Raw genomic sequence first — 25,864 nt, 5'->3', positions numbered from 1 at the left:
GGAATTGAAAAGAATCCCGAGCCAATATTTTGTGAATATACAGAGACTGATAAGTCTTCGTGTAAATAATTGGGGAATTTTTAACCAATTTTACAAGCAAAATTAGGCTGATTCTACAAAGTTTCAGCCTTTTATTTTATAAAATCAAGCTAAGGTAAAGCGTGAGCATAATATTGTTTTGTCAGGATAGTACAAAAAATGTAAAAAAATTATAAAAAATAGCAAAATATTCAGAATTATATCAAAAAATATGGTAAAATTTAATCACCTTAAAAAAAGAGAATATTAAATGCTGCGGGGACGGTGATGGAATGGAATGGCAGATGCGGATCTTAGAACTATGCCTTATTGCAATAATCGTATTTGGTATTTTAATTGTGGTATATTTTGTAGGAAAGCTTGCTGTACAATCCAAAAAACTAAAAACGAGTGAACAATACTACCAGTCCCTCTACGATCATAATCCCGATATGATTTTAACAATAGACTTGAAGGGGAATCTGTTAAGCGCTAATTCGGTAGTCGAGTCTTATGGTTATACCATAGAAGAACTGCTCCAACGTCCGTTTGCTGAATATGTTGCCCCGGAGAAGTTAAAGAAAACCGTAAAATACTTTAGAAAGTCGATAAACGGTACAGCCGCAAATTACGAAACAACGATTTACAGCAAATCAGGAGCACGAATCGAATTGGATGTAACCAGCATTCCCATTATTATTAATGAAAAAATTGTCGGCGCCTATGCTATTCTTAAGGATATTACGAGATTTAAACAGGCGCAAAAAGCCCTTATGGAAGCGGAATTGAAATATCGCAGTTTAGTCGAGGAATCTTTGGTCGGTATTTATATTATCCAAAATGGCCGGTTCGTGTATGTGAACCCACAATTATTACAATGGTTTGGTTATACGTATGAAGAAATAATTGGAGAAAAACTTTCCGAATTCATTCATCCTGAAGACGTAGCCTTTGTACAGGAAAATATTCAAAAAAGGTTTACTAATAAAAATAAAGGGATGAAATACCAATATCGTGGAATAAAAAAAGATCAAAGTATTATTTATCTGGAAGTGTATGGGACGAAAACGATTTATCAAGGGAAACCGGCTGTCATTGGAAGTGTCATTGATATTACCGAGCAAAAAATGGCTGAAGAGAAGATCAAACATCTGGCCTACTATGATGCTTTGACCGGGCTGCCTAACCGTTATCAATTTACATCCCACTACCAGGAAACAATGGCAAACCGAGAGATTAAAACAGCAGCGATCCTTTTCCTTGACTTGGATCGCTTTAAATTAATCAATGATACATTAGGCCATGACATGGGCGATCTTTTATTAAAAAAGGTCTCCGAGCGGCTAAAAGATTGTATCCTCCCTGATGATTGTCTTGCAAGATTAGGCGGAGATGAATTCATTCTATTTCAGCCCAATGTTAACCAAGAAGGAGCTTTAAAAACAGCGGAGAAAATTTTATCACGTTTAAATGAACCATTTTTGTTAAATGAATATGAAATGTATGTCACACCAAGTTTGGGAATCAGCCAATATCCTCAAGATGGTGACGATATTGGCATATTAATTAAGAAAGCCGATTTGGCAATGCACCAGGCAAAAAGAATGGGGAAGAACAATTATCAATTTTACGAAAAAAGGTCAATGGAACAAATAAACGATAGATTGGAGCTGGAGAAAGACCTCCGCAAGGCGTTGGAACGGGAAGAGTTTATCTTATTCTATCAGCCGAAGCTGGATATTTTTACGGGAAAAATTGTTGGTGTAGAGGCCTTGATTCGTTGGCAGCATCCACAAAAAGGAATGATTTCGCCAGCCCAATTTATACCTTTGGCCGAAGAAACCGGCATGATTATTCCAATTGGGGAATGGGTACTGCGAAAAGCCTGTTTAGACGCAAAGGCGTTTCGCGAAGCAGGATTTCCGCCGCTGGTTGTTTCCGTTAACCTATCATTGCAGCAGTTTTTTCAACCTAACTTTTCTCAGATGGTCGGCCAGGTATTAACAGAAACGGAGATGCCTCCGGAACTCCTAGAACTGGAGATTACCGAAAGTATGATGATAGATACTCATCATGCACTCATGATTGTTCGTGAATTACGGAAATTTGGGGTTAGAATTAGTTTGGATGATTTTGGGACAGGGTATAGCTCACTCCATTACTTAAAGCAATTTCCCATTGATAAATTAAAAATTGATCAGTCGTTTATTCGTGATTGTCTTGTCAATTCTAATAATGCCACAATCGTAAAAACAATTATTGCCATGGCCCATCAGTTACAATTAGAAATTAATGCTGAAGGGGTGGAAACAAAAGAGCAGCTATTATTTCTTCAACAGAATGATTGTCATGAAGTGCAAGGATATTTATTTAGTAAACCGTTACCTATTGAAGAAATTCAAGCTAACTTTGACGATATAGTGAAAGCGGCCAGCCAACTAAGTAAGGTAGACCCAAAATTAGGGCTGGTACTTTAATCAATTGAAAAAATGGCGAGAAAGCAAGGGAAGGAAAACAAATTAGGACCCTTGCTTTCTCCATTTAAGAGAATCGTGGTATAATAGTCTCTATAATTTTTTATCAAAGAAGTGTAGTAAAGTGAATAGGTTAAAATTCAACTTAAAAAGTAAGGCTCTTCCATTGTTAAATAAATATTTTACCGGGGCAGCGATTGATTACAGGGAAATGATAGCTATCATTATCCCGCTTGTAGTTGATCAGGCCTTTCTTGTTTTAATGAGTTTTTTAAACACGGCGATGATCAGCTCGGCCGGGGTCGCTGCTGTTAGTGCTGTAAGTATGGTAGATTCATTAAATATTTTCCTAGTGAATGTATTTATTGCGGTGGCAACCGGCGGCACCGTAATCGTGGCGCAGTATAAGGGCAGCGGGAACATGACAATGGTATCAAAAACAGCAACACAGGCTATTACGGCGGTAACGTTATTTTCCGTTGTGATTAGTTCTCTCGTTATCATTTTTCACATACCGACTTTAAATCTCTTGTTTGGCAAGGCGGAAGCGGATGTGTTTCACAATGCTACCATCTATCTGATTGGCAGCTGTATTTCCTATCCATTCATTGCCATCTTTCAAGCGGTGTGTGGTTCATTACGAGGTGTCGGCGAAACAAAACCATGCTTAAAATTATCATTAATAATGAATGTTACCAACACCGTTCTTAATGTATTGTTCATAACCATTTTGCATCTCGGTGTGAAGGGTCTAGTAATGTCTATCCTGCTGGCAAGAGTGCTCGGAATGATTACTTCATTGATCTACATTATTAAATATAATGAGACAATCCAATTTGAGGTAAAAAAAGCGTTGAAACTCGATGTATCCATTCTCAAAAAAGTAATGTTTATCGGGCTTCCGTTTGCGGCGGAGCAGTTATTTTTCAATGGTGGCAAATTGTTAACACAAACATTCATTGTCCAGTTAGGAACATTGGCAATGACGGCTTATGCCATCGGTAACTCGTTTGCTTTGTTATTCCAAATTGGACCCAATTCCTTAAGCATTGCGATTGTAACGGTAGTTGGTCAATGTATTGGCCAAAGAAACATCGAGGATGCCCGAAAATTTATTAAATCTACTATTGGCCTTTCTTCGATCCTGTTTGTGATTTCATCAGTAATCATCTTGCCGTTTTATCCATTATTAATCAAACTGTTCAGCCCGCCTGATAAAATCATCGGTACAATTTTTATCCTTGTGCTCATTTCAGCCATTGCCCAGCCGATTTTGTGGTCACCTAGTTTTATTATGCCATCTGCGCTGCGGGCGGCGGGAGATTCAACGTTTACCTCTGTGACATCGCTTTTCACCATGTGGCTGCTGCGGGTCGTTCTTGGATATGTTTTGGGGATTACCTTCGGCTTTGGGATTATCGGTGTTTGGGTTGCCATGATCATTGAATGGGGCGCGCGCGGGCTTATTTTTACGGAAAGATTCAAAGGAAAGAAATGGTATGCACATCGACTTGTGTAAAAAAACTATAAAGCTTAAACTTGTTAAACGCTTCTTCCGATATTGGGAGGAGCTTTTTCTTTTTAAAAACTTGAAGTCTTGCCTTTTAGAAACTATAGCATTATAATATGTTAGTATATTAAATTGTTATCATGATAATATGGTAACGTACTAAAGTAAAATAAATTAAAGGTGGTTTTTTCAAATGAAACGAATTGCAGCTTTTGTCTTACTCATAGCAGCTGTATTTTCAGTACTTACGGCATGCTCAGGAAAAACAACAGGATCAAAAGATAAGGATAAAACGCTTGTAATTGGTATTGATGATAAATTCGCTCCGCTTGGGTTCCGTGACGAAAATAACAATATTGTTGGTTTCGATATTGATTATGCAAAAGCAGCAGCGAAAAAAATGGGCCAAAAGGTAAAATTCCAGCCGATCGATTGGAGTACAAAAGAGTCCGAATTAAGCAGCGGCCGGATTGATCTTATTTGGAATGGCTATACTATAACCGATGAACGAAAACAGAAGGTTCTGTTTACAAAGCCTTATTTAAAAAATGCCCAAGTTGTTGTCACGAAGGCAGACTCAAACATTACCAAACTGGCTGATTTAAAAGGCAAAGTCGTCGGACTGCAGTCCCTTTCATCAGCGGCTGATGCCTTAAATGCCAACCCGATCAAGTCCAAAATCAAAACCGTGACTGAGTTTAAAGATAATGTCCTTGCTCTAAATGATTTAAAGAGCGGCCGCCTGGATGCCGTCGTCATTGATGAGGTTGTCATTGATTATTACATGACAAAGGAAAAAAATACTTTTAAAGTACTTGATGAGTCCCTTGCTCCTGAAGAATACGGTATCGGTGTGAAGAAAGGAAACGAGAAATTATTAACGAAACTTCAAAAAGCACTCGATGAAATGAATCAGGATGGGACAGCGGCAGAGATTTCAAAAAAATGGTTTGGGGAAAATAAAGTATTAAACTAATATCTATAAAGGCAAAGCAGGATTTCCCTCGGAAAGCCTGTTTTGCTTTGGAGGACTCCTACTATGTCATTAGAATACCTTATCCAGATATCTAAGCCGATGTTGGAAGGGGCACAAACGACAGTTCTTTTGTTTATTATTGCTATTGTTGCTTCCATTCCATTAGGCTTTCTATTAACATTGGCAGTGCAAAGCCGCTTTAGGCTGCTCTCCTGGCTGGCCCAAGCCTATATTTATGTCATGCGCGGGACCCCGCTCTTATTGCAGCTTTTGTTTTTCTGCTTTGGGCTGCCAATGCTTCCAGTTGTCGGTGAATATTTAGTAATGGATCGTTTTGTGGCGGCATGCCTTGGATTCATTCTTAACTATGCGGCATACTTTGCGGAAATCTTCCGCGGCGGGCTTTTAGCTATCGATAAAGGGCAATATGAAGCCTCCCAGGTCCTCGGCTTAAATAAATGGCAGATGACAACAAGGGTCATTCTGCCGCAAATGTTCCGCATTGCCCTTCCTGCTATGGCGAATGAGTCGGTAACCCTTGTGAAGGATACAGCGTTACTGTATGCCGTTGCGGTTCCAGAACTGTTGCACTTTGCTGAAACAGCCGTAAACCGTGACTTTACGATAGTTCCTTTTGTGGTTGCCGGAATCATTTATCTTGTGATGACGCTCATTTTAACGATGCTGTTTAAAGCGATCGAACAGCGCTTCAGATTTGAATAGGAAGGGGTGAATCCATGTGGCTTTGATTGAAGTATCGAATTTAAAGAAATCGTATGGCAAGCTCGATGTGCTAAAGCAAATTAGCTTTACTGTGAATAGAAATGATGTTGTCGCCGTCATTGGTCCATCCGGCTCGGGAAAAAGCACAATGCTCCGCGGTCTTGTTCACCTTGAAGAAGTAGATGGGGGTAGTATTCAGGTTGCTGATCATTATTTGGTCAAGAATGGAGTATATTCATCACCACCGCAAATCAGGCAGATTACCTCAAGAATGGGTATGGTTTTCCAGCATTTTAATTTATTTCCGCATCTAACGGTCAAAGAAAATCTGGAGCTGGCGCCAAGATTGGTAAAAAAAGAATCAGCAGCGGAAACAAAAAGCCGCAGTACTGACCTGTTGGAAAAGGTCGGCTTGATCGACCGTGCCAATGCTTATCCCGCCAATTTATCTGGAGGGCAAAAGCAACGGGTGGCGATTGCCAGGGCGCTGATGATGAATCCGGAAATTATGCTGTTTGATGAACCAACATCCGCACTTGACCCGGAGTTGACCGGCGAGGTTCTGCAGGTTATGAAAAAACTAGCGGAAGAACACATGACCATGATTGTGGTCACCCACGAAATGGGGTTTGCCAAAGAAGTGGCAAATCAGGTGTTATTTATGGATAACGGGGAAATGATCGAATCGGGTTCTCCAGCTGAACTATTCACTAATCCAAAATTCGAGCGGACAAAGGCCTTTTTGAACAGGGATCGGAAATGATTCGAAGGCACACTCGGTTGGGTCATCAATAGAGGCTATTGGTTGGTGACCTAAATGAGTGTTCAAAATGAATATAGGTCACCAATCGGGGTCAAAGGCCATAAAGCTCATCAATGGAGGTAATTGGTGACCCTGGGTGACAGTCGATGAGAGCAATGCACATAGCCCGCCCGAAAATGAGTACGCTTTTTTGATATTTTTATATAGAAAAGTCTAATTTTATAAAATGTGAGTATTATTTTAGTAAGAAAGGGAGGGGATATGGTGAAACCAATAGGAATTTTGGGTGTTGGCCAAGCGGGCGGGAATATTGCTGAAATTGCTGCAGCTATGGGCTTTCAAACGGCTCTTATTAATACAAATCGACGTGATGGTTTAGTAAATACAAGGGTAGAGAAGAAATTCTTTGTCCCTGGATTTAATGGTGCCGGGCAAAATCGTTCAATTGGATTAAGGGCTATTAATGATAACTATCGGGAAATTATTGAATTTGTGCAGCGTTCATTTAAAAATGTCAGGCTTTTACTAGTCGCATTTTCAACTGATGGTGGCACCGGTTCGGGGATGAGTCCGTTATTGATTGATTTGTTATTGGACCACCTGCCGGGAGTTAAGGTTGGGGCAATCGCGGTTGTACCTGACCGAAACGTATTAGCAGGAAATCGAATCAACGCCGCTGAATGCATCGAAGAAATTTCCAAAATAGACTCACTTTCCTCAGTATTTCTTGTCGACAATGATCAAATGCGAAAATTAAATCCACAATCCAGTAAACATCAAATCTATCTTTCCTCCAACCAACAGGTCATCGAAGCCATCAATCATATTTTGCAGGTCACGAAAAAAAGTTCTTTTTATGGCAACTTTGATGAAACGGATCTCATGAACATTTTGGCCACAAGAGGGGTGACTATGATCGCCTCAACTGCCATTACTGATGCCAAAACTACTGCAGATGTAGCCGGCAAGATTCAACAATCATGGCAAAACTCGATATTTTGTCCGGTGGAGTCCCCCGGTGTTATTCGTGCAGGCTTAATTTATGAAGGTCCCGAAAAAATGGCAAAGCTTATTAATGTCCCCAGTGTTTTTGAACAGGTGGGGGAGCCGTTGGAGTTATTTGAAGGAACGTATATTTCCGAAGCAGATCCGACGGTTACCACCATTTTAGCAGGACTGCCATTCCCGAGCCGGAGGATGTTGACTTTAGAGGAATCCCTTGAGAAAAATAAAGACCGGCTGCAAAATTTAGTCAGCAAAGAGTTTACACAAACGTATGAATCACGGATATCCTGGGCTTCCAGTCTCAAAGCAAGACCGCCGGAACGAAAGCCAGGAAGCATTTCTGCCAAGTTATCCAAATACCAAAAATAAACATCAGGGTCAGCCCTTCCGATGAAGGACTGACCCTTTATGTTTTAAAAGAGTAATTTCCGCTTTCCAATTGGCGAAAAGCATGCATTAATTGGCGACAGACACCATCCAATTGGCGAGAAGTATGCATTAATTGGCGACAGACACCATCCAATTGGCGGAAAGTGTGCTTTAATTGGCGACAGACACCATCCAATTGGCGGAAAGTGTGCTTTAATTGGCGACAGACGCCATCCAATTGGCGAGAAGCATGCATTAATTGGCGACAGACGCCATCCAATTGGCGAGAAGCGTACACCAATTGGCGGCGGGAATGTTGTCCGTACCAGCCATCAGCCTATTTTATCCAGCCTTTTCCACTAAACAAGGACCAGTCCGAAAGATGCATCGAGGCGTCTTCAGATCAGTCCTTGTTTTATTGAATTGCTGGAAATTTCATTTTAACTGTGAATTTCTCATTTTTATAAACAAAATCTAAAAAGCCGTGGTGCTTGTCAACCGCTTCCTGAATGATTTTTGTCCCGAGACCCTCATGACCTTCTCCTTTTGTTGTCTTTCCATAAGTTTGAAACAATCCATCCAAGATGGAAGTCGGAATGGGCAAGCTGTTATTTTGGCAAATGAGTACATACAACCCGCTCCGTTTGTAAAACTGCAGTGTGATCAAAGCTGATTCCTCATGCTTTTTTTGCCAGGATTCACTGGCATCAATGCTGTTGGACAGTAGATTTCCCAGCAGCTTGACCATCTCGGGATCCGGGAGCGGCAAAGTCGAGATTGGCAGGTCAAAGTCATAGACAACGGCAACTCCGGCTGCTTGGGCACGGCGATACATTTGATGTAATATCCCGGCGACGACTCCTCGTTCTCCTTTAATAGAAAGATTGGTTTCCTTATAGCCATCGACTAATTCATCGAGGTATGCTTTAGCCTCATCAGGATGCCTGTTTTCAAGCATGAAGTGAATCGCGGAAACATGCTTGAGAAAATCATGGCGCTCACTGCGAACCATTCGAAAAGTTTCATTCAATTGCGCTGTTTGCTCTTTGTATAAATTATTTTCTTGAACCAAGGCAGCGAGCTTCCGAGCCATCCCCAGCCTTACCCACTCAATCCCGATAAAGACGATAAACAGTGCGAGATCAGTCAATGAAGGCTGTGAATTCAGATAAGTTGCGACAAGCAGCAGTTGAATGACAAAGAGGCTGGCGTTCCACTTTACTCCCAAAATAGAAATAGGAGCAATTATTTTTTTGTAAAAGTAAAAGAGGATGGAAAAAACAAGTAAACCTGTTACATAGATTGGTATATTCCATGGCAGCAAAAGCGTGATCCTGTAGAGATGGACCAAACCTAGAATGGCTAATGCTCCCCAATATAACACGATTGGCTTCAAAGTCTTCCCGCCTTTAAAAATAATTTTCTTGTAAAAATTCGACCTTTTCCTTTGTAATCATCGCCTGCTCCTCAATTCCCTCGAATGTGACGATATAGGAATTTTTGGCATAAAGGGAAAAGTTTTTGACAAAATGGATATTAATAATGAACGAACGGTGCGAGCGGATGAAATCGCGTTCCCTTAACTCACCTTCCAGTTCATTGAGAGTTTGATAGGTTTTGATTGTACCTGACTTGGTATAAATCGTCGAAGAACGTCCGGATCTTTCGATGAAAATAATATCTTTCTTTTGAATAATATGGATATCGTTTTTTTGCTTAATATAAAGCCTGCCAGCAATTTCTGCCGATCTTGATTTTTCCTTCAAACGCTCAATCGATTGGATTAAGCGGTCCCTTGGATAAGGCTTCATGATGTAATCATGGACATTTAATTCAAAGGCATGAACGGCATAGCCGCTGCTCGCCGTTACAAAGATAACCGAAATATTGAGTGCATGCGAATGAATAATATCTGCCAGCTCATATCCGGATAAACCCGGCATTTCAATATCGGCAATTAACAGATCAATCGATTCCTTTTTAATATGATCATAGGCCTCCTCAGCAGAAGTCGTTGAGAAGACAATCTCGACATCAGATACACCTGAAACAATCGCATTTAATTTATCCAAATCAATCGGGCGGTCATCGACCAGACCTACCTTCATCATCATCGCCACACCTTTTGTCAATTCATAGTTTCATATGGTTATTTTACCATCTTTAAGGGGGGATTTGGCTTTTTCGCGACAGGAAACGGACTTTTCACGACATAATGGCAGATTTTCGTTTCTGTTATTTGTATGATGACAGTAAGAAAATAAACAATTGGAGTGGAGAAGAATGATCGAAATTCATGAGGTAACGAAAAAATTTCAAGATAAAAAGAAGTTTGTTACGGCACTAAAGTATGTTACTTTTTCTGTAAAGGAAGGGCAGGTAGTTGGTCTGCTTGGGGAAAACGGTGCCGGCAAAACAACATTGCTCAGGACAATTGCCACTTTACTAACGCCAACTGAAGGGACGGTCACAGTTGCCGGCTACGATACGCTCAAGAATCCGAATGAGGTAAAGAAAAGAATGGGTGTCTTGTTTGGCGGTGAAACCGGGCTTTATGACCGCTTAACAGCCAGGGAAAACCTGGAATATTTTGCGGCATTATACGGCTTGAGCAAGCATGAGACAAAGGTACGGATTGATGATTTGTCAAAGATGTTCGGGATGCGCGATTATTTGAACCGAAAAGTCGGCGGCTTCTCCAAGGGGATGCGGCAAAAGGTGGCGATTGCCAGAACCTTGATTCATAACCCGGAAATTATTCTCTTTGATGAACCGACCACTGGGCTCGATATCACATCATCCAATGTTTTCCGCCAGCTTGTCCATCAGCTAAAACGCGAGGGAAAAACAATTGTTTTTTCCAGCCACATTATGGAGGAAGTATCCATGCTGTGCGATTCCGTCGCGATGATGCATAAAGGAGAACTAGTCTATCAAGGAAACCTCGAGGCCCTTTATCAGTCTGAAGGGAGCCGCGATTTGAACTATATTTTCATGAGCAAGCTTGTAAGGGGGAACGAACACTATGCTTCTTAAAATCTATTTGAAAGAATTGAAGGACTGCTTCCGCGACCGCAGGACATTGCTGTTAACCGTATTTCTTCCAGTAATTATGATGACAGGATTAACCTTTTTCTATGAAAAAATGATCTCTGATGGTGAGGGGGAAAACTATAAACTAGCGGTAAATGAATCATTTGATCAACAGGTAGCAAATGCTTTTAACGGTGTTAAAAATATAGAATTGGTTAGAGCCGCTGATCCGGAGAAGGTCCTGCAGGAAGGAAATGTTGAGGCGGCACTTATACTGGATGCCAATTTTAGCAGCAAGATTGAAAATGGCGAAAAAGCCACCGTCACGATAATCGGTGATTCCTTCAGCCAGAAGTCTTCCAATTTGAACAGTATTGTCCAAAATATTTTGGCAATTTATGAGAAAAAGATTATTTCAGAACGCTTGCAGGCAAATGGCATGAAACCAGCCGTAATGGAACCGTTTACGATTGAGCAAAAAGAAGTATCCAATCAAAATCCTAATGCCAGCGTGCTGGCAATGCTGATTCCAATGATTTTAGCTATTGCGATCGGGGTGGGGGCGGGTCCGGCTGCATCCGATTTATTTGCCGGTGAAAAAGAGAAGAAGACAATGGAAGCCTTATTGATGACACCGGTAAAACGTTCGACACTTCTATTATCGAAATGGCTGACGATTGCCACCGTCGGTTCAATTACTGGGATTATTACCTTAGTTGTCGTCGTAATAGAGATTAACTTATTAACAGAGAACCTTAAAAAAGCTATTTCTTTAGGAGATAAGGCTGTTCTGATTGTCATAATTGCCGTATTGGTATCGATTGTCTATGCCATGCTTATCGCATCGCTTCTAATGGTTACGAGTATACTGGGAAAAACAATTAAAGAATCACAGAGTTACAGCACACCGGTTATGATGCTTGTGGTTTTTCCGTCTATGATTCTCATGGGTATCGGCGTTAACGAACTGTCATTTCAACACTTTGCCATCCCGATCATGAATCTGTTCAGCTTGTTGAAGGAACTTGTTTTCGGCATCGTCAACTATGACCATATTGTGATTACCATTGCCAGTAATCTAATTTCCATGATAGTTCTCTTCATTGTCGGCCGGATCCTGTTCTTGAAGGATAAATGGGTGATGAATTAATATTCCGTTTTGGTTCGCCGATATATGCCTGAAATTGCCGATAATGTATACCTGTTCACCGATAAAAGGACAGAAATCGCCGATAATAGCGGAAAATTCGCCGAAAAAACTCGGTGAAGGTATTCATCCTTGATTACCGTCAATTTTTTCTATCACTAGCTGCATTAAAGTAGAGGTAGAAAAAGTTGAAGGAGGAATTGGATATGACAAAAGCCGTTTTTCAATTAGAACCATTGACATGTCCGTCTTGTATTAAAAAAATCGAAAATGCACTGAACAAAACAGATGGCGTCGACACTGCAAGGGTGTTATTTAACTCAGGCAAGGTCAAAGCTGAATTCGATGAGTCCCAAGTTCAGGCCCAAGAGTTAGAGGAGAAGATTAAGAGCTTGGGTTATCCGGTGTTGTCGGTAAAAGTTTCATAATAGGAAGGAATAAGACTTATAGCCACGCTCTTTGTGAGACTGGCTTATAAGTCTTTTTTTGTTGCTGAAAATAAAAACTTTATGAGGACAGATTAGATTTTGGCAGTCTCTTTAAATTTACTTGAAGTAAATCAATTGGCGAAAGAGCAGGTTCAATTGGCGAAAGGCGCCCTCTAATTGGCGAAAAGCATCCTTCAATTGGCGAATGACGCCCTCTAATTGGCGAAAAACATCCTTCAATTGGCGAAAAAACTGTTTCTAGTTCTCATGAACAAAGCCATGAGAACAAAATTCAGCAGAATCACCAGCAGCTGTTCTCATGAACAGGTCACATCTCCCAAAAGATTGTAAAACTTGACTGCCGTCAATTCTTTAAGTCAAAAAGGGCCTTATCATAAAAATAAAGCAACAAGGCAGGAGGAATGAACGATGATGGCGGTCATTCATAAATTAAAGAACCAAATTACAGCGGGATCCGGCCTGTTAATCGTTATTGGTTTTCTATCAGGTTTGCTGGGGAATAAGCAAATTGAAAATGTGTTCCTGATTGCTGCAACTGTTATCGCCAGTATACCGATTTTCAGCAAAGCGTACCAGGCCCTGCGAATGAAGGCGTTTAGTATCGAATTACTGGTAAGTATTGCAGTGATCGGAGCAATGTTTATCCAAGAGTACACAGAATCAGCAGTTGTCACCTTTTTATTCTTATTTGGCGATTTGTTGGAATCGCGAACATTAGAAAAAACACGTTCTTCCTTGAAGGAGCTGGTTGACATGGCCCCACAGGAAGCCGTCGTCATTCAGGACGGACAACAGCGAACCATTCCTGTTGAAGAGGTGAAAGTTGGAGATCGGATCATCATTCGCTCCGGCGGCAAAGTCCCTGTAGATGGGCGGATTTTATCAGGAAAGGCACTTTTGAATGAATCAGCAGTAACAGGCGAATCTGTTCCAAGGTCAAAAACCGTCCACGAAAAAGTATTTAGTGGTACGATTGTAGATAACGGTTATATTGAAATGGTGGCTGAAAAAGTTGGTGATGATACCACTTTTGCAAAAATTATCGAACTGGTTGAGGAAGCACAGGAATCGAAAACAAAAACTGAAAAGTACCTTGATCGGTTTTCTGGGATTTATACACCAGCAGTTGTTTTATTATCGCTCATCGTTTTCGCCCTAACAAGAGATCTTCATTTGGCGATTACCTTTTTGGTGGTAGCCTGCCCAGGTGCCTTGGTCATTGGTGCTCCTGTTTCCAATGTTGCCGGGATTGGCAATGGGGCGAAAAACGGTGTGCTTGTAAAGGGCGGCGAGGTAATGGAGCGATTCGCCAAGGTCGATACGTTTGTTTTTGACAAAACCGGAACGTTGACGAAGGGGAGCCCGGAAGTAACCGATATAAAGATATTTGCACAAATAGATGCAGACGAATTATTACGGCTTGCTGCCCGAGCAGAAACGATATCTGAACATCATTTAGGGCAAACGATTGTGAAAGAAGCGAAAGCTAGAAAAATAAACATAAGCGGTGAAGTGAAAAACGGTGAAGTCGTGAAAGGACATGGAATCCGTGCTGATGTTGAGGACCATACCTTAGTGGTCGGGAATCGTAAGTTAATGGAACTTGAAAACATGAGCATTTCAAAAGAGGTTTTAGAATACGCTGTAACTCAAGAAAAAGCCGGTAACACCGTTATTTTTGCAGCAATCGATGGGAAGCTTGCTGGTTTGATTTCTATCGCTGACCAAATTCGTGAAGATGCTCTTAACGCCTTAACCGAAATACGAAAAAATGGAGTGAAAAAAATTGTTTTGCTAACTGGTGATAATTCTCACTCCGCAAAATTAGTTGCCAGCCTGCTGGAAATCGATGAATATCATGCTGAATTATTACCGGAAGATAAGGTAGAGTATGTAAAAAAATTGAAAGCGGCCGGACATGTTGTTGCCATGGCTGGAGATGGAATTAATGATGCCCCGGCAATCGCAACAGCGGATATTGGCTTAGCAATGGGAGAGAGCGGAACGGATATATCAATGGAAACAGCTGACGTTGTTCTTATGGCCGATCAGCTGATGCAATTGTCCCATGCCTATTCACTTTCAAAGGCAACCATCCGTAATATGAAACAAAATACCTTTGCGGCTTTATCCATTGTATTTGTCTTATTAATGGGAGTTCTTTTCAACACAGTCCATCTGGCATCAGGGATGCTGATCCATGAAGCCAGCGTCTTACTGGTCATTCTAAATGCAATGAGGTTAATGAAATTTAATCCAAAAAACGAAATAGTAGAACCAGGACTGCAAGTGGGCTAGGAGGGCTTTATGCCGTGGCGTGATACTTCATCAGGTATAGGGAAAAAACACACGCTGAATAATAAAGAGGGAGTGAAAAAAGTGGAAATCGACGAAAAGCATGAATTGTGTCATCATCATGATAGAATGTGTGTCTCGCTGGTTCCGATTTTTAACCATTTAGAAACAGAACAAATGGCAGAAATTATGAAAACAGTTCAATCCGTCTCCTATAAAAAAGGAGAAATTATTTATCACGCTGGGGACGAGTCCAATTCTCTTTATATTGTCAGTAAGGGAAAAATCAGAATCTACCGCCTGTCTGAATCGGGAAAAGAGCAGCTCGTCCGCATTTTGCAGCCCGGCGATTTTACCGGAGAACTTGCTTTATTTAAAGCAGCAACTCACGAATCATATGCTGAAGCGATGACTGCAACCCAGGTTTGCATGATTAATCGGTCAGACCTGCAAAAACTTCTTTTAAAGTACCCATCGATTTCACTAAAAATTTTATCTGAGTTCTCGAATCGGCTGGATGAGTCGGAAAAGCAGACAACCCGTTTCGCGACGGAAAAAGTAGAAACCCGGATCGCGCTGTTTTTAGCGGAAGCGTTGGAAGACCCGTCAGAATCGAATGAAGTGGAACTGCCAATGAGCAAAAAGGATCTAGCTTCCTACTTAGGAACCACACCCGAAACGATCAGCCGCAAACTAACCGAACTCGAGCAGCAAGGCCTCATCAAACAAAAGTCTCACAAACGAATCGAAATTTTGGATTTGGATGGACTGTTGCTTGTTTAAAAATTTTGGTCAGTTTTTAAACTGGCCTGCGTTTGTATGAGTAAAATTAATGTTGGCAAAATTTAACCCCTTCATTTGGTGAGGGATTGTCAGATCGCTCACCAAATGAAGGGGCCACCAAGCGAAAGCGCGGTAGTGTTCTAAGCTAAATACATGAAAAAGAGGGCTACTCCTTGGTAGAATCATAGTCGACCAAACCCAATCCAAAGGAGGAAGCCCTCATGCAAAAGAATAGCACAATATATCCCAATTTAAAACAGATTGAACAATTAGTTTGGAGGCAATTACAGGAAACCTTCTCAGGGGTTATGAAGACTCTTTTAGAGGACATGGACCAACAGATTGCCGAAGAGCGTAATAAAAAGCGTTATCGTCTACTCGATAAGCGTACCACCACGTTAGACAGCCTTTTTGGGGAAATCACGATTGAACGGAACTATTACCGTGATAGAGAGAAAAATGAATATGTCTATCTCCTTGATCGTTATTTGGAATTTGAAGGGGCAGGTACCTTCAGTCCCCTTATTGAGGAAGCCGCTCTAGAGCTTGCCATTACAGGGCCTTCTTACCGAAAGGCCGCAGAATCGCTTGAAACACTTTTAGGCTACCGTGTGATCAGTCACGAAGCTATACGTCAACATCTGTTACAGGTTGCCAGTATTCCAAAAGAGCGTCAGCCTATACACCGCTCAGTGTTATTTGTAGAGGTGGACGGTATATATGTGAAACGTCAGGGAAAAGGAAAAAGAGGAAAGGAAGAAAAAATAGCAGCGGTTCATCAAGGCTGGGAAATTAACGGAAAACGGGTAAGTCTAAAAGATAAACGGCATTTTATTCACCGTGGGAAACAGCCCTTTTGGGAGGCGTTTGAGGACTTTCTCATCGAGAATTTCGAGTATGACCCCACTGTCCACAAACTGGTGATAAACGGTGATGGTGCTAGTTGGATCACAGCCTGCCGTGAGCATTTTAAGGACAGGGCTTTCTTTTCGATTGACCGATTTCACGTGGCACGAGATATTTGCAGCCTGTTCCGTAAACACCCTCGCTATCGCCAAATGCAAAAGGCTCTCGCGTCCTATGACAGTCAGAAACTACTTACAGAATTAAATAATGCCGTCGGAACTCTTGAAACGAGGGAACAAGAAGAACGGCTGGACCAGTTGCTTCGTCAGCTCGAAAAGTACCCTGAAGCCCTCAGGGATTATCGAGAATGGCTTAAAGAGCAGGGGGTTGAGACATCTGGAATGAGACCAATGGGAAGTGCAGAGGGAACAATGAGAGTCTTCGCAAAAAGGCTCAAAAATGGGCGTAGTTGGGTGGAAAAAGGCGTAAGTGCCATGATCACCGGATTGGTGGCATTCCTCGATAATTTAGCTTTGAGAACACTATTCGGGCGAGTGGAAAGATGGACAGAAACCAAGGAAGAAAAGAACCCCCCGAGACATTATGTGGAAAAGGTGAAAAGCACGATTGGTGAAGCTACAAGGGATAATATCCTTTACCTAAAAGGCAAGGCGAATATTCCAGTGTACAAAGCATTAAAAGAGTTGGCCGGTTTTTAAAAAAGACAAATTTTCTATCAAGAGAGCACTCTAAATAAGTGAATCCGCTTTCACTCCTGTGGGGATAAAAAAACTGCCCACAAATACTTGACTCAAACCCTGCGTTTTGTTAATTTGGTATTTTGCAAAAAGATATGTATAATGAAAATTAAACCTCCTTTATTTTATTCCGTATAGGAGTTTGAAATAGTTATGCTATTAAGGAGAAAATATTACCTAAAAGGGAAAAATTATGCTCTATCTATTGACGTAATTTTTTTATTATGATATTTTAAATTTAAGTTAAGCTATAAAGGAGTGATGAACATCCCGACCGTTCATATTACGTATGGGTTGCCAAAACCTTTAACAGTTTCTGTTAATTATAGTCATCTACTTCAGTCTTTTATCTATTCCCTCTTTCCACAACAAGAAGCCGCATTCATACATGATCAGGGATATCAATTTCAAGATCGCGTCTATAAATTATTTTCCTTTTCCAACATCCAGTGTAATGAAACCTCCTATGACAAAAGGACAAAACGGATTACTTTTTACAACAAGATCACAATCTCCATTAGTTCAATTATACCAGATTTAATCCAGAAAGTTGCCAACCAGTTATTATTGTTGGAAAACTGTCAACTTAACGGGTTGAAATTGTATGTTGAAAAAGTAGAGTTTAATCAAAACCATGTTAGTAGTAACACGATCGTTGTTAAAGCGCTTTCACCAATTACAGTCTATTCAACGTACGAGAGGAGGGATGGTTCGAAAATTACCCATTATTTTTCTCCATGGGATAAGGTTTTTGAACATTTAATCGAAGAGAACTTTGCAAGAAAATATCAAGCATTTACAGGTGATTCGTTATCAGATGAAAAAGAACTTCTTTCTATTCGGCCTGTACTTGTGTCGGAACGTAATAAAATCATCACAAATTATAAGGGAACATGGATTACGGGTTGGACAGGCATTTATGAATTAAAAGCAAAAGCGGAATATCTATCGTTTGTTTTAGATACATCAATTGGGGCAAAGAATAGCAGTGGGTTTGGTTTCGTAGTTCCTTATGAACAAGGCAAGAAATAAAGGAGGTGTATTTCATTGATCAAAACCGTCTATGAGTTGGGCTCTTATTATTTGGCTGAACATCCTTCCATTTTAGAAGGACTGGCTGTACCAATTAGTCTATCGAAAGAAAAAGAACAGTATTTGGTTGTCATAGATCTGGATACTAATAAAAAGAAGATTGTGGTAACACCATATCAAATGTCTTCCAAAACATATTCTGATTACCGTTATATTGGTGCTGCTGACGGTGCAGCAAGTCCTCAATGGTATGGAACGGTAAGAAATATTGATTACTTTTTTAGCCAAACAATCCCTAACCTATTGGAAAGATGGGAAAAGGAGGACCCTTTTTATCAAGATTTAGAAGGGGCAAGGAAAATATTTTTCGAAGATTTGGGATTGAAAAAATCAAGCGAGAAACGGTACCAATTTATTTTAAATCCACAGTTTTTTAATGCCAATCGTACGGAAAAAGATAATAAAAAGGCGTTAAAAGAGGTAACCAAGTATTTTGAAAAATGCCTAAAGGAAGAAATACAGATCAATCCGAAAGATGTTTTGCTTTATTCGCTGGCGATAAACGGAAAATTGATAGTTTCTATTCCAAAATATGAAGAGCTTGTCCTTCAAGAGAAATTTAATGTTTTTGATAATCAAAATTCAGGGATTTGCGCGATAACTAACAAAACTGACCTTATCACTGGGGAAACCACAAAGTTTAAGTTTAATTATTACATAAATGATAAGATAAATTTTGCCAGTGATATTGACAAGAAAAATTATGTGAAGAATATGGCAATTGGCCAAGATGCTTACAAAAAGATTCTTGTCGGTGAAACCTATATCCTCCGAAAATTTAATACGAGGTTCAATACATTACCTTGTATTGTAGTACCAGAGTTTCTATTTGATATCAACACACAAGAGGATATTCCATTTGAAGAGTTTAGTGACCATATCATGGATTTGGTTTACACGGTCCAAACCTTAAAGGCTTTTGAAAAACTAGAAGATGAAGCCCTGAACTATCGGGATTACAGCGGGATAGACAATCATGTGTCACTAAACTTCCTGTTTTATACAAAAGCCCAAGCATCTATGAAAGTAAATAAATATTTGGCGAATATTCCTGTTAATCATTTAAAACACCTACAAAGGGCGATGCTAGATGTTCAAAAGACTGGAAATGATTATTTTGGAAATGGAAATTGGGATATGGGTTTAAATCAACTATATTACTTAATTCCAATGAAAGTACAAAACATGGATAATTTTGAAAAGAGGAAGATTTTACTTTTATATGAAAGTTTATTATCAAAAAAAGTCCTATCCTACGACTGGTTAATCCAGCAGTTTCTTACGCTTGCAAAAACGCATATGTTTGAACAATACAGTTTATATCAAATAGGCCGTTCGAATCAATTTTCAAATGATGTGCAGCTAGTATTCGACTTGCTCAGGGCTCAATTGTTATTAAAAATGCTACGTGGCCTTAACTTAATCAGTAAAGGGGGAAGCAGTTCAGTGGAATACCAATTGGAAGATGAAAACCTAGTAAACTACATGAAGGAAATGAGTTTCAATCATGCCCAAAGTTCATTGTTTCTATTAGGTGTTCTTATAGCAAAAATCGGTGTAGCTCAAAAATTGAAACACCAAGGGATAACAAATGAAAATGCTGGGACGAGTAATAAGCCAATTCTCAATAAGATTAATTTCCATGGCATGAATAAAATGAAGTTGCAAATGTTGTCGGTAGAAGTGTTTGAGAAATTAAGACAAGTAAAATCTAAAGATGGTAGAACATTACTAAACACATACAATGAAATGATTTTTGCTGAACATAAACGTTTGCTGGACAAGAGTCTCGGAAACTGGAAATTATCTGACCGGGAAAATGTATTTTATATCCTGTCCGGATATGCATTTGGTACCAAACGCTCATTAACAGGAAAGAAAAAAAGTGAAGAGGAGGAGAAAGATAGTGAATAATAGCGATATTTTATTTTTGTACGATGCAAAGTTAACGAATCCGAATGGTGATGTGGATGATGAAAATCGCCCCCGCATGGACTATGAGCGTTCTATTAATCTGGTTAGTGATGTTAGATTAAAACGCTATATTCGGGACTATCTCCAACAACAGGGGAATGAAATTTTTATAGGAAAAGTAGACGGGGAAACAGTCAATGCTACTGAACGAATTAAAAAGCTGTTTGAAATAAACGATAAAAACGCTAATATCAATAAGCTTAGCCAAGAAGAACGAGATTGGATGCTTGATCAATTGATTGACGTCCGTATGTTTGGGGCGACTATGCCAATCAAGTCGGCGGAAAAAGGGAGCTCCATGACCTTTACAGGACCTGTCCAATTTAATTGGGGCTACTCATTGAACAAAGTCAATCTGGTCGAATCGGCCAGTATCACTTCGCATTTTGGTTCAGATGAAAGAAATGACGGAGGGGCTATAGGGAAAGATTATCGGGTGTATTATTCATTTCTTGCCTTCCATGGAATCGTTAGCGGGAATCGGGCCCAACATACAAGGTTTAATGAAGAGGATCTCAACAAATTGGACGAAGCAATGATTAAATCTATTCCATTAAATGCCACAAGAAGTAAAGCCGGGCAATATCCGCGGTTTTATATTAGGATTGAATACACGACATCAGACTTTTTAATCGGGGATTTAAGAGATCTAGTCGAGCTAAAGGAAAAGGAAGGGCTTCGCAGTATAACAGAAGTAACGCTTAACGTGAGGCCATTAATCAATAAACTATTTGAAAATAAAGATAGAATTACAGCAATTCATTATTGGCAGGATTCCAACTTGAGAATTACAAATGAAGAGGAGACCGCGGATTTTGAAGCTGTTTTGCCGGAGTCCCTTAAATCAAAAATTTCTGTCCTTAATGAAGGTTGATGGTTATGAAACTTATTGTGTTTGATTGGAAAGGACCAATGGGGCATTTTAGAAAGCTCGATACTAATTCATCTTCATTGTCTTACAGTTTTCCAAGTAGAATCACTATAATCGGTATGATTGCCGGTGTATTGGGTTATGAAAGGGATTCCTATTATGAACTGTTTTCAAATGACAAATGCCAAATCGGTTTATCTGTTAGGACTCCAATCCGGAAATTGTTTCAAACGGTCAACTATTTATTTGTAAAAAATAAATCGGATCTCAATGGAATTAATGGACATACGCAGATCCCAATTGAATTTTTGTTTCCTCCGCTTGAAGGCAGTCAAATAGTTTATCGGCTTTACTTTTGGCACGAAAATAAAGATATTTATGAATCATTGAAAAATCATTTGAAAATGAAAACCTTTGTGTATCCTCCTTATATGGGACTAAGCGAATTATTAAGTTCCCTAGATTTTGTCAAGGAGGTTGAGGTACAAAAAATACATCCCAACACAGACAAGGTAAAGTTTGATTCTGTGGTAAGAATTTCAGAAATGCAGGAACATTCCCTTGAATTACTGCCATCGTCACGCTTTTTGAAAGAGTTTATGACACGATCTTTTGATAAAGAAAGAAAAATCATTGAAACAGACAGCTATTTAATGGAACAAAATAATCAAATCATAGGGATTCTCAAAGTTCCATATTACCAATTGGCTTATGACGGGAAAACAGAGAATATTTCATTCATGTAAAGCGCGGCATTTTGCCGCTATTTTTTTAGGAGGTCCAATATGTTCCTATCACATAATAACCCGAAAAAATTGTTAAGTACTCATTTGGAAGAGGTTTATGGATTTTCAAAAAAATTTTCGAATGGTATACCGATCAAAAGCAAATATAAGTTAGATGTTCAAATAATTTGTGAGATTTCTGCGATTTCCCATGACTTTGGAAAATATACTTCGTTCTTTCAGGAATACTTGGAAGATACTGGGTTGCAAAGTGATTTGAAACAGCATTCTTTTATTTCCGCGTTATTTGGAGCCTTTTTGTTGTCGAAAGTAAAGGAAGATGGAAGAATCACCCTTCCATTTGTAGAATTAATCATTTATGTGGCCATTTTGCACCATCACGGAAATTTAAGACTGGTTTCGGAGGATGTAGTGTCGAAACGAAAAATCATGAGTGGTGATCCTTATGATTTAATGCCCAGAGTTAAAGTAGTGGAAGAGCAGATTAAAGATATTCGTATGAACTATGAGTCTATTAATCAAGACTACCAACCGGTTTTGGCATTGGTCAATCTAGATAGAAAAGAAATTATAAATGAGTTTTTTGACTCCTGGATTGAAGTGATGGGGAATATTGACAAACAATATTATCAGTGTAAGAGGGAGTTAAAAAAGGGAGGAGGGGTATCTAAAGATGTTTATTATTACTTGCTTTTGATTTATTCAATATTATTAAATGCTGACAAATATTCAGCTGCAAACATCAATCCCTTGACTCGATTGGATATACCTGATTCCTTAGTTGATGACTTTCGCCGGAAAGAGTTTGACACCACGGTCAAGGAAGGCGTAAATGGTTGGCGAAATAATATTTACGATACAGTCATGAGAAAGATTCATGAACAACGTCCAAATTTCGATAAGCATAGTCTATACACCCTGACATCTCCGACCGGTTCAGGGAAAACATTATTGTCTTTGTCTGTAGCCTGCAAATGGAGGAATTGGATAAAGGAAGAAAAGGGATATACTCCACGAATTATTTATGCCCTACCTTTTACAAGTATCATTGACCAAAATGAACACGTCATTCAAAAGTTATTAAAGCAATTACCGGATTTTGAGGAAAACCAACATCGTTATCTTGTAAAACATCACCATTTAACAACTGTTCAGTATAGACAAGAAAATAAAGAATTGCCGATTAATCAATCGCTATTGTTGATAGAAAATTGGGAGTCCGAAATAGTAGTGACCACCTTTATTCAATTTTTCTATACCATTATTGGATATGAGAACAGGGCATTAAAAAAATTTCACCAAATAGCCGGAAGTATTGTGATATTGGATGAAATACAAAATGTCCCTGTAGAGTATTGGCCATTATTAAGAGAATCACTTCTAAAAATGTCCGAGCTTTATAATTGTAAATTTATTTTATTAACTGCCACTCAGCCACATATTTTTGAAAAAGAAATGACAATAGAATTGCTGGAAAATGAAGAAGTCCAGAATATTGACTTTTTTAAGAAAATGGAAAGGGTTTCACTCCGATTGTATAATAATGAGCCTGGTTTTCATTTTGAAGCTGAAGAATGGCTCCAACTATTTAAAGAAAAATTTGAAGATGGAAAAAGTTATCTGGCCATATTCAATACAATCAATACGTCAGTCAAAATTTTTAAAGATTTAAGATCCTGGCTGAAAACTAAGAACTATAAGGTGTATTACTTATCAACCAATGTAATTCCAATGGAAAGAAAAAATCGAATTGAAACGATTAGAAGGGTTAAAAGCGACGAGAAGTTAGTAGTGGTTTCAACCCAGGTAGTGGAGGCAGGGGTTGATTTGGATTTCGATATTGTTTATCGGGATTTGGGTCCGATAGACTCGATAATTCAAGCAGCTGGCCGTTGTAATCGGCAAGGGAAATTAAATAGAATCGGAAAACTTGGGGAAATAAGGGTAACACCAATCGCAAGAAATGGAACCCTTGAATCAAAATATGTATATAAAGGAATCCATACCAACATAGCCAAAAGCAGTTTACCTAAAACTGTTGTAAGTGAACACCAATTTATTGATTTAATCGCCGACTATTACATGAAGCTTAAAACACAAAAGCGTTCTGATGAATCCGACAACATAATTGATGCAATGAGAAGTTTACGGTTCTCTAATAAAGGTAAGACGGAACAATCACTAGTTTCCGATTTTTCTTTAATTCCGGAAAATCATACTATGGTTGACACTTTTGTGGAGATAGATGAAGATGCCTCCAATGTATGGGAACGATATCTAGAAAAAGTAGTATACGAAGCAGACTTCAAAAAGAGATTCGAAGCCAATCTCCAATTAAAAAGTGAATTAAGAAATTATGTGATTTCTGCCCCAATTAAGTTGGTGAAAAATCTAGTAGATGATGATTTTGAAAAAACAAAAATGATTCGGATTCATAAGGACATTATTAACCAATATTACAACGATGATTTTGGACTAATCCGAAATTGGGAAGATGGTGAGGTGTGGATGTTGTAATGGAAATAACGGGAACCGATATTTGGTATTACTATATTTGCAAACGTGAGCTTTGGCTGATGATGCACAAAATAATCCCTGACCAGGAGGATGAAAATGTTGAAATTGGCCGTTTTATAACAGATTATTACAGTGATAGGGGAAAGAAAGAAGTAGATATAGGCAGCGGTAAAATTGATAGAATCAAGAAGGTTGGTGACCGGTTAATTGTTCAAGAAATAAAGAAATCATCCAGATTTAAAAAGTCAAGTTATTTTCAGTTGCTCTTTTATTTATACCAACTGAATAAAATGGGGATCACGGCAACTGGAGAATTACTATTTTCTGAAGAAAAAACAAAAGAAACTGTGGAATTGACCGGCAGCAATGTCTATGAACTGGAAGAAGCTATAGAGGATATAACGAAATATGCTAAACTATCAATTCCACCACCTCCGAAAAAAATAAAGTACTGTAATAAATGTGCCTATCGAGAATATTGCTGGGCAGGTGAAGACTAGTGAGAAAGACGCTATATATTACTAAAAGCGGTGAATTTAAACGAAAGGATAACACGTTATTTTTTGAGACGGAAGAGGAGAAGCGGATATTTGTCCCTGTGGAAGATATAAACGATATTTTCATATTTTCAGAGGTAACATTCAATACAAAACTTTTGGATTTCTTGTCTCAAAAGAAGATTTGTGTTCATTTTTTCAACTACTATGGCTATTATTCCGGTACTTACTATCCAAGAGAGCACTTGAATGCAGGACACGTTATATTGAAGCAAAGTGAGCTATATCTGGATAAAGATCGTAGATTGGATTTAGCTAAAAGATTTGTAGGTGGATCGATTTCTCAAATGAAACAAGTCCTAAAATATTATGTTAACCGCCGGATAGAAAACAATAACCAAATAAAAACTGTATTAGAGGAAATTTCATCCAACCATGATGATTATCGTAATGCAACAAACATTGAGGAACTAATGGCCGTTGAGGGTCATGTGAGGGAGAAATATTACTCCTGCTTTGACGAAATTATACAGAACAAAGATTTTACTTTTGACAAGCGTTCGAGGCGTCCGCCGTTGAATGCTCTAAATGCATTAATCAGCTTTGGTAATTCCCTCTGTTATACAATGGTTCTCAGTGAAATATATAAAACGCATCTTGACCCTAGAATCGGATATTTGCATTCAACGAATTTTAGAAGATTTTCTTTAAATCTTGATGTGGCAGAAATATTTAAACCGATTATGGTTGACCGATTAATTTTTCAATTAATCAATAAGAAGATGATTACGAAAAAACATTTTGAACAGGAGCATGGCGGAGGAATTCTTTTAAATGAGAATGGGAGAAAAATCTTCTTGGAGCAGATGGAACAGAAAATGAGAACTACAGTCAATCATCGCCATCTAGGAAAAAATGTGTCTTATCGACGTCTCTACCGACTAGAGCTATATAAAATTCAAAAACATGTTTTAGGGGAAAAGGAATATGAACCATTTGTTTCGCGCTGGTAAGGGGG

General features: G+C 39.1%; 22 protein-coding genes. 19 read left to right on the top strand and 3 right to left on the bottom strand.

Going from position 1 to position 25,864, the window contains the following annotated elements; all coding sequences use genetic code 11:
* Nucleotides 1-311: 311 nt before the first annotated feature.
* The 6 genes from RCG24_RS13165 (at nucleotide 312) to RCG24_RS13140 (ending at nucleotide 7,838) form a co-directional block, all read left to right on the top strand.
* On the top strand, nucleotides 312-2,495 hold the full coding sequence (locus RCG24_RS13165) for a sensor domain-containing protein (protein ID WP_202656007.1): 2,184 nt from the start codon (nucleotides 312-314) through the stop codon (nucleotides 2,493-2,495).
* Between the two features lie 121 nt (nucleotides 2,496-2,616).
* Nucleotides 2,617-4,011 carry an MATE family efflux transporter gene (locus RCG24_RS13160; RefSeq protein WP_374049095.1) on the top strand — a complete coding sequence of 465 codons (1,395 nt, stop codon included), beginning with the start codon at nucleotides 2,617-2,619 and terminating at the stop codon, nucleotides 4,009-4,011.
* Between the two features lie 184 nt (nucleotides 4,012-4,195).
* Nucleotides 4,196-4,978 (top strand): amino acid ABC transporter substrate-binding protein, encoded by a 783-nt coding sequence (locus tag RCG24_RS13155; RefSeq protein WP_202652964.1) that lies wholly within the window; start codon nucleotides 4,196-4,198, stop codon nucleotides 4,976-4,978.
* A 63-nt stretch (nucleotides 4,979-5,041) separates the two neighbouring features.
* The gene (locus RCG24_RS13150) at nucleotides 5,042-5,701 is read left to right on the top strand and encodes an amino acid ABC transporter permease (protein ID WP_308077222.1); all 660 of its coding nucleotides are present in this window, start codon (nucleotides 5,042-5,044) and stop codon (nucleotides 5,699-5,701) included.
* A 16-nt stretch (nucleotides 5,702-5,717) separates the two neighbouring features.
* Entirely contained in the window at nucleotides 5,718-6,464 is a 747-nt protein-coding gene (locus RCG24_RS13145) for an amino acid ABC transporter ATP-binding protein (RefSeq protein WP_308077221.1), read from the top strand.
* 261 nt (nucleotides 6,465-6,725) lie between these two features.
* Nucleotides 6,726-7,838 carry an FtsZ/tubulin family protein gene (locus tag RCG24_RS13140; RefSeq protein WP_308077220.1) on the top strand — a complete coding sequence of 371 codons (1,113 nt, stop codon included), beginning with the start codon at nucleotides 6,726-6,728 and terminating at the stop codon, nucleotides 7,836-7,838.
* A gap of 415 nt (nucleotides 7,839-8,253) precedes the next feature.
* Here the strand turns inward: RCG24_RS13140 and RCG24_RS13135 are convergent, their stop codons facing one another.
* Both RCG24_RS13135 and RCG24_RS13130 read right to left on the bottom strand, forming a co-directional pair.
* Complete coding sequence (locus tag RCG24_RS13135; protein ID WP_308077219.1) at nucleotides 8,254-9,234, bottom strand: sensor histidine kinase; 981 nt, start codon at nucleotides 9,232-9,234, stop codon at nucleotides 8,254-8,256.
* Nucleotides 9,235-9,247: 13 nt separating this feature from the next.
* Nucleotides 9,248-9,949: a LytR/AlgR family response regulator transcription factor gene (locus RCG24_RS13130; RefSeq protein WP_308079180.1), complete on the bottom strand. Its 702-nt coding sequence runs from the start codon at nucleotides 9,947-9,949 to the stop codon at nucleotides 9,248-9,250.
* Nucleotides 9,950-10,121: 172 nt separating this feature from the next.
* Here RCG24_RS13130 and RCG24_RS13125 point away from each other — a divergent pair, with 172 nt between their 5' ends.
* The 3 genes from RCG24_RS13125 to RCG24_RS13115 all read left to right on the top strand — a co-directional run bounded on the left by RCG24_RS13125 (nucleotide 10,122) and on the right by RCG24_RS13115 (nucleotide 12,446).
* Complete coding sequence (locus RCG24_RS13125) at nucleotides 10,122-10,874, top strand: ABC transporter ATP-binding protein (protein ID WP_308077218.1); 753 nt, start codon at nucleotides 10,122-10,124, stop codon at nucleotides 10,872-10,874.
* Nucleotides 10,864-12,021, top strand: coding sequence for an ABC transporter permease (locus RCG24_RS13120; RefSeq protein ID WP_308077217.1), 1,158 nt, complete (start codon nucleotides 10,864-10,866; stop codon nucleotides 12,019-12,021). The genes RCG24_RS13125 and RCG24_RS13120 overlap by 11 nt, the downstream gene beginning before the upstream one ends.
* Before the next feature lie 203 nt (nucleotides 12,022-12,224).
* On the top strand, nucleotides 12,225-12,446 hold the full coding sequence (locus RCG24_RS13115; protein ID WP_202652960.1) for a heavy-metal-associated domain-containing protein: 222 nt from the start codon (nucleotides 12,225-12,227) through the stop codon (nucleotides 12,444-12,446).
* 117 nt (nucleotides 12,447-12,563) lie between these two features.
* On the opposite strand, the gene RCG24_RS13110 is transcribed toward RCG24_RS13115, so the two are convergent.
* Entirely contained in the window at nucleotides 12,564-12,686 is a 123-nt protein-coding gene (locus tag RCG24_RS13110) for a hypothetical protein (RefSeq protein WP_308077216.1), read from the bottom strand.
* A gap of 189 nt (nucleotides 12,687-12,875) precedes the next feature.
* Between RCG24_RS13110 and RCG24_RS13105 the strand changes: the two genes are divergently transcribed.
* From RCG24_RS13105 to cas1b, 10 genes are all read left to right on the top strand, one after another.
* The gene (locus RCG24_RS13105) at nucleotides 12,876-14,765 is read left to right on the top strand and encodes a heavy metal translocating P-type ATPase (RefSeq protein WP_308077215.1); all 1,890 of its coding nucleotides are present in this window, start codon (nucleotides 12,876-12,878) and stop codon (nucleotides 14,763-14,765) included.
* Nucleotides 14,766-14,891: 126 nt separating this feature from the next.
* Entirely contained in the window at nucleotides 14,892-15,545 is a 654-nt protein-coding gene (locus tag RCG24_RS13100; RefSeq protein WP_202652982.1) for a Crp/Fnr family transcriptional regulator, read from the top strand.
* A 221-nt stretch (nucleotides 15,546-15,766) separates the two neighbouring features.
* A complete protein-coding gene (locus RCG24_RS13095) occupies nucleotides 15,767-17,110 on the top strand; it encodes an ISLre2 family transposase (protein ID WP_308077214.1) in 1,344 nt (447 codons plus the stop codon).
* Between the two features lie 300 nt (nucleotides 17,111-17,410).
* Nucleotides 17,411-18,181, top strand: a complete 771-nt coding sequence (cas6, locus tag RCG24_RS13090) for a CRISPR-associated endoribonuclease Cas6 (protein ID WP_308077213.1) — start codon at nucleotides 17,411-17,413, stop codon at nucleotides 18,179-18,181.
* A gap of 15 nt (nucleotides 18,182-18,196) precedes the next feature.
* A complete protein-coding gene (locus tag RCG24_RS13085; protein ID WP_308077212.1) occupies nucleotides 18,197-20,155 on the top strand; it encodes a TIGR02556 family CRISPR-associated protein in 1,959 nt (652 codons plus the stop codon).
* On the top strand, nucleotides 20,148-21,089 hold the full coding sequence (cas7b, locus tag RCG24_RS13080) for a type I-B CRISPR-associated protein Cas7/Csh2 (RefSeq protein WP_308077211.1): 942 nt from the start codon (nucleotides 20,148-20,150) through the stop codon (nucleotides 21,087-21,089). Before RCG24_RS13085 ends, cas7b begins: the two co-directional genes overlap by 8 nt.
* Nucleotides 21,090-21,094: 5 nt before the next feature.
* Nucleotides 21,095-21,832 carry a type I-B CRISPR-associated protein Cas5b gene (gene cas5b, locus RCG24_RS13075; RefSeq protein ID WP_308077210.1) on the top strand — a complete coding sequence of 246 codons (738 nt, stop codon included), beginning with the start codon at nucleotides 21,095-21,097 and terminating at the stop codon, nucleotides 21,830-21,832.
* A gap of 39 nt (nucleotides 21,833-21,871) precedes the next feature.
* Nucleotides 21,872-24,349, top strand: coding sequence for a CRISPR-associated helicase Cas3' (gene cas3, locus RCG24_RS13070; RefSeq protein ID WP_308077209.1), 2,478 nt, complete (start codon nucleotides 21,872-21,874; stop codon nucleotides 24,347-24,349).
* Nucleotides 24,337-24,849 carry a CRISPR-associated protein Cas4 gene (cas4, locus tag RCG24_RS13065; RefSeq protein WP_308077208.1) on the top strand — a complete coding sequence of 171 codons (513 nt, stop codon included), beginning with the start codon at nucleotides 24,337-24,339 and terminating at the stop codon, nucleotides 24,847-24,849. Before cas3 ends, cas4 begins: the two co-directional genes overlap by 13 nt.
* Nucleotides 24,849-25,859 carry a type I-B CRISPR-associated endonuclease Cas1b gene (gene cas1b, locus RCG24_RS13060; RefSeq protein ID WP_308077207.1) on the top strand — a complete coding sequence of 337 codons (1,011 nt, stop codon included), beginning with the start codon at nucleotides 24,849-24,851 and terminating at the stop codon, nucleotides 25,857-25,859. Before cas4 ends, cas1b begins: the two co-directional genes overlap by 1 nt.
* Nucleotides 25,860-25,864 lie beyond the last annotated feature (5 nt).

It is taken from the genome of Neobacillus sp. OS1-32, from assembly GCF_030915425.1.
GTDB classification, from domain to species: Bacteria; Bacillota; Bacilli; order Bacillales; family Cytobacillaceae; genus Neobacillus; species Neobacillus paridis.
The sequence above is the reverse complement of the archived record's forward strand: the minus strand, read 5'-3'. Positions and strand labels throughout refer to the sequence as shown.

What these genes read in the sequence shown, in the direction of transcription:
- RCG24_RS13095 (WP_308077214.1), top strand. Translation starts at nt 15,767, where the DNA reads ATGCAAAAGAATAGCACAATATATCCCAATTTAAAACAGATTGAACAA.
- RCG24_RS13140 (WP_308077220.1), top strand. Translation starts at nt 6,726, where the DNA reads ATGGTGAAACCAATAGGAATTTTGGGTGTTGGCCAAGCGGGCGGGAAT.
- RCG24_RS13150 (WP_308077222.1), top strand. Translation starts at nt 5,042, where the DNA reads ATGTCATTAGAATACCTTATCCAGATATCTAAGCCGATGTTGGAAGGG.
- RCG24_RS13105 (WP_308077215.1), top strand. Translation starts at nt 12,876, where the DNA reads ATGATGGCGGTCATTCATAAATTAAAGAACCAAATTACAGCGGGATCC.
- cas5b (WP_308077210.1), top strand. Translation starts at nt 21,095, where the DNA reads ATGAAACTTATTGTGTTTGATTGGAAAGGACCAATGGGGCATTTTAGA.
- cas6 (WP_308077213.1), top strand. Translation starts at nt 17,411, where the DNA reads ATGAACATCCCGACCGTTCATATTACGTATGGGTTGCCAAAACCTTTA.
- RCG24_RS13130 (WP_308079180.1), bottom strand. Translation starts at nt 9,949, where the DNA reads ATGATGAAGGTAGGTCTGGTCGATGACCGCCCGATTGATTTGGATAAA.
- RCG24_RS13125 (WP_308077218.1), top strand. Translation starts at nt 10,122, where the DNA reads ATGATCGAAATTCATGAGGTAACGAAAAAATTTCAAGATAAAAAGAAG.
- RCG24_RS13155 (WP_202652964.1), top strand. Translation starts at nt 4,196, where the DNA reads ATGAAACGAATTGCAGCTTTTGTCTTACTCATAGCAGCTGTATTTTCA.
- RCG24_RS13165 (WP_202656007.1), top strand. Translation starts at nt 312, where the DNA reads ATGGAATGGCAGATGCGGATCTTAGAACTATGCCTTATTGCAATAATC.
- RCG24_RS13100 (WP_202652982.1), top strand. Translation starts at nt 14,892, where the DNA reads ATGTGTGTCTCGCTGGTTCCGATTTTTAACCATTTAGAAACAGAACAA.
- RCG24_RS13120 (WP_308077217.1), top strand. Translation starts at nt 10,864, where the DNA reads ATGCTTCTTAAAATCTATTTGAAAGAATTGAAGGACTGCTTCCGCGAC.
- cas3 (WP_308077209.1), top strand. Translation starts at nt 21,872, where the DNA reads ATGTTCCTATCACATAATAACCCGAAAAAATTGTTAAGTACTCATTTG.
- RCG24_RS13115 (WP_202652960.1), top strand. Translation starts at nt 12,225, where the DNA reads ATGACAAAAGCCGTTTTTCAATTAGAACCATTGACATGTCCGTCTTGT.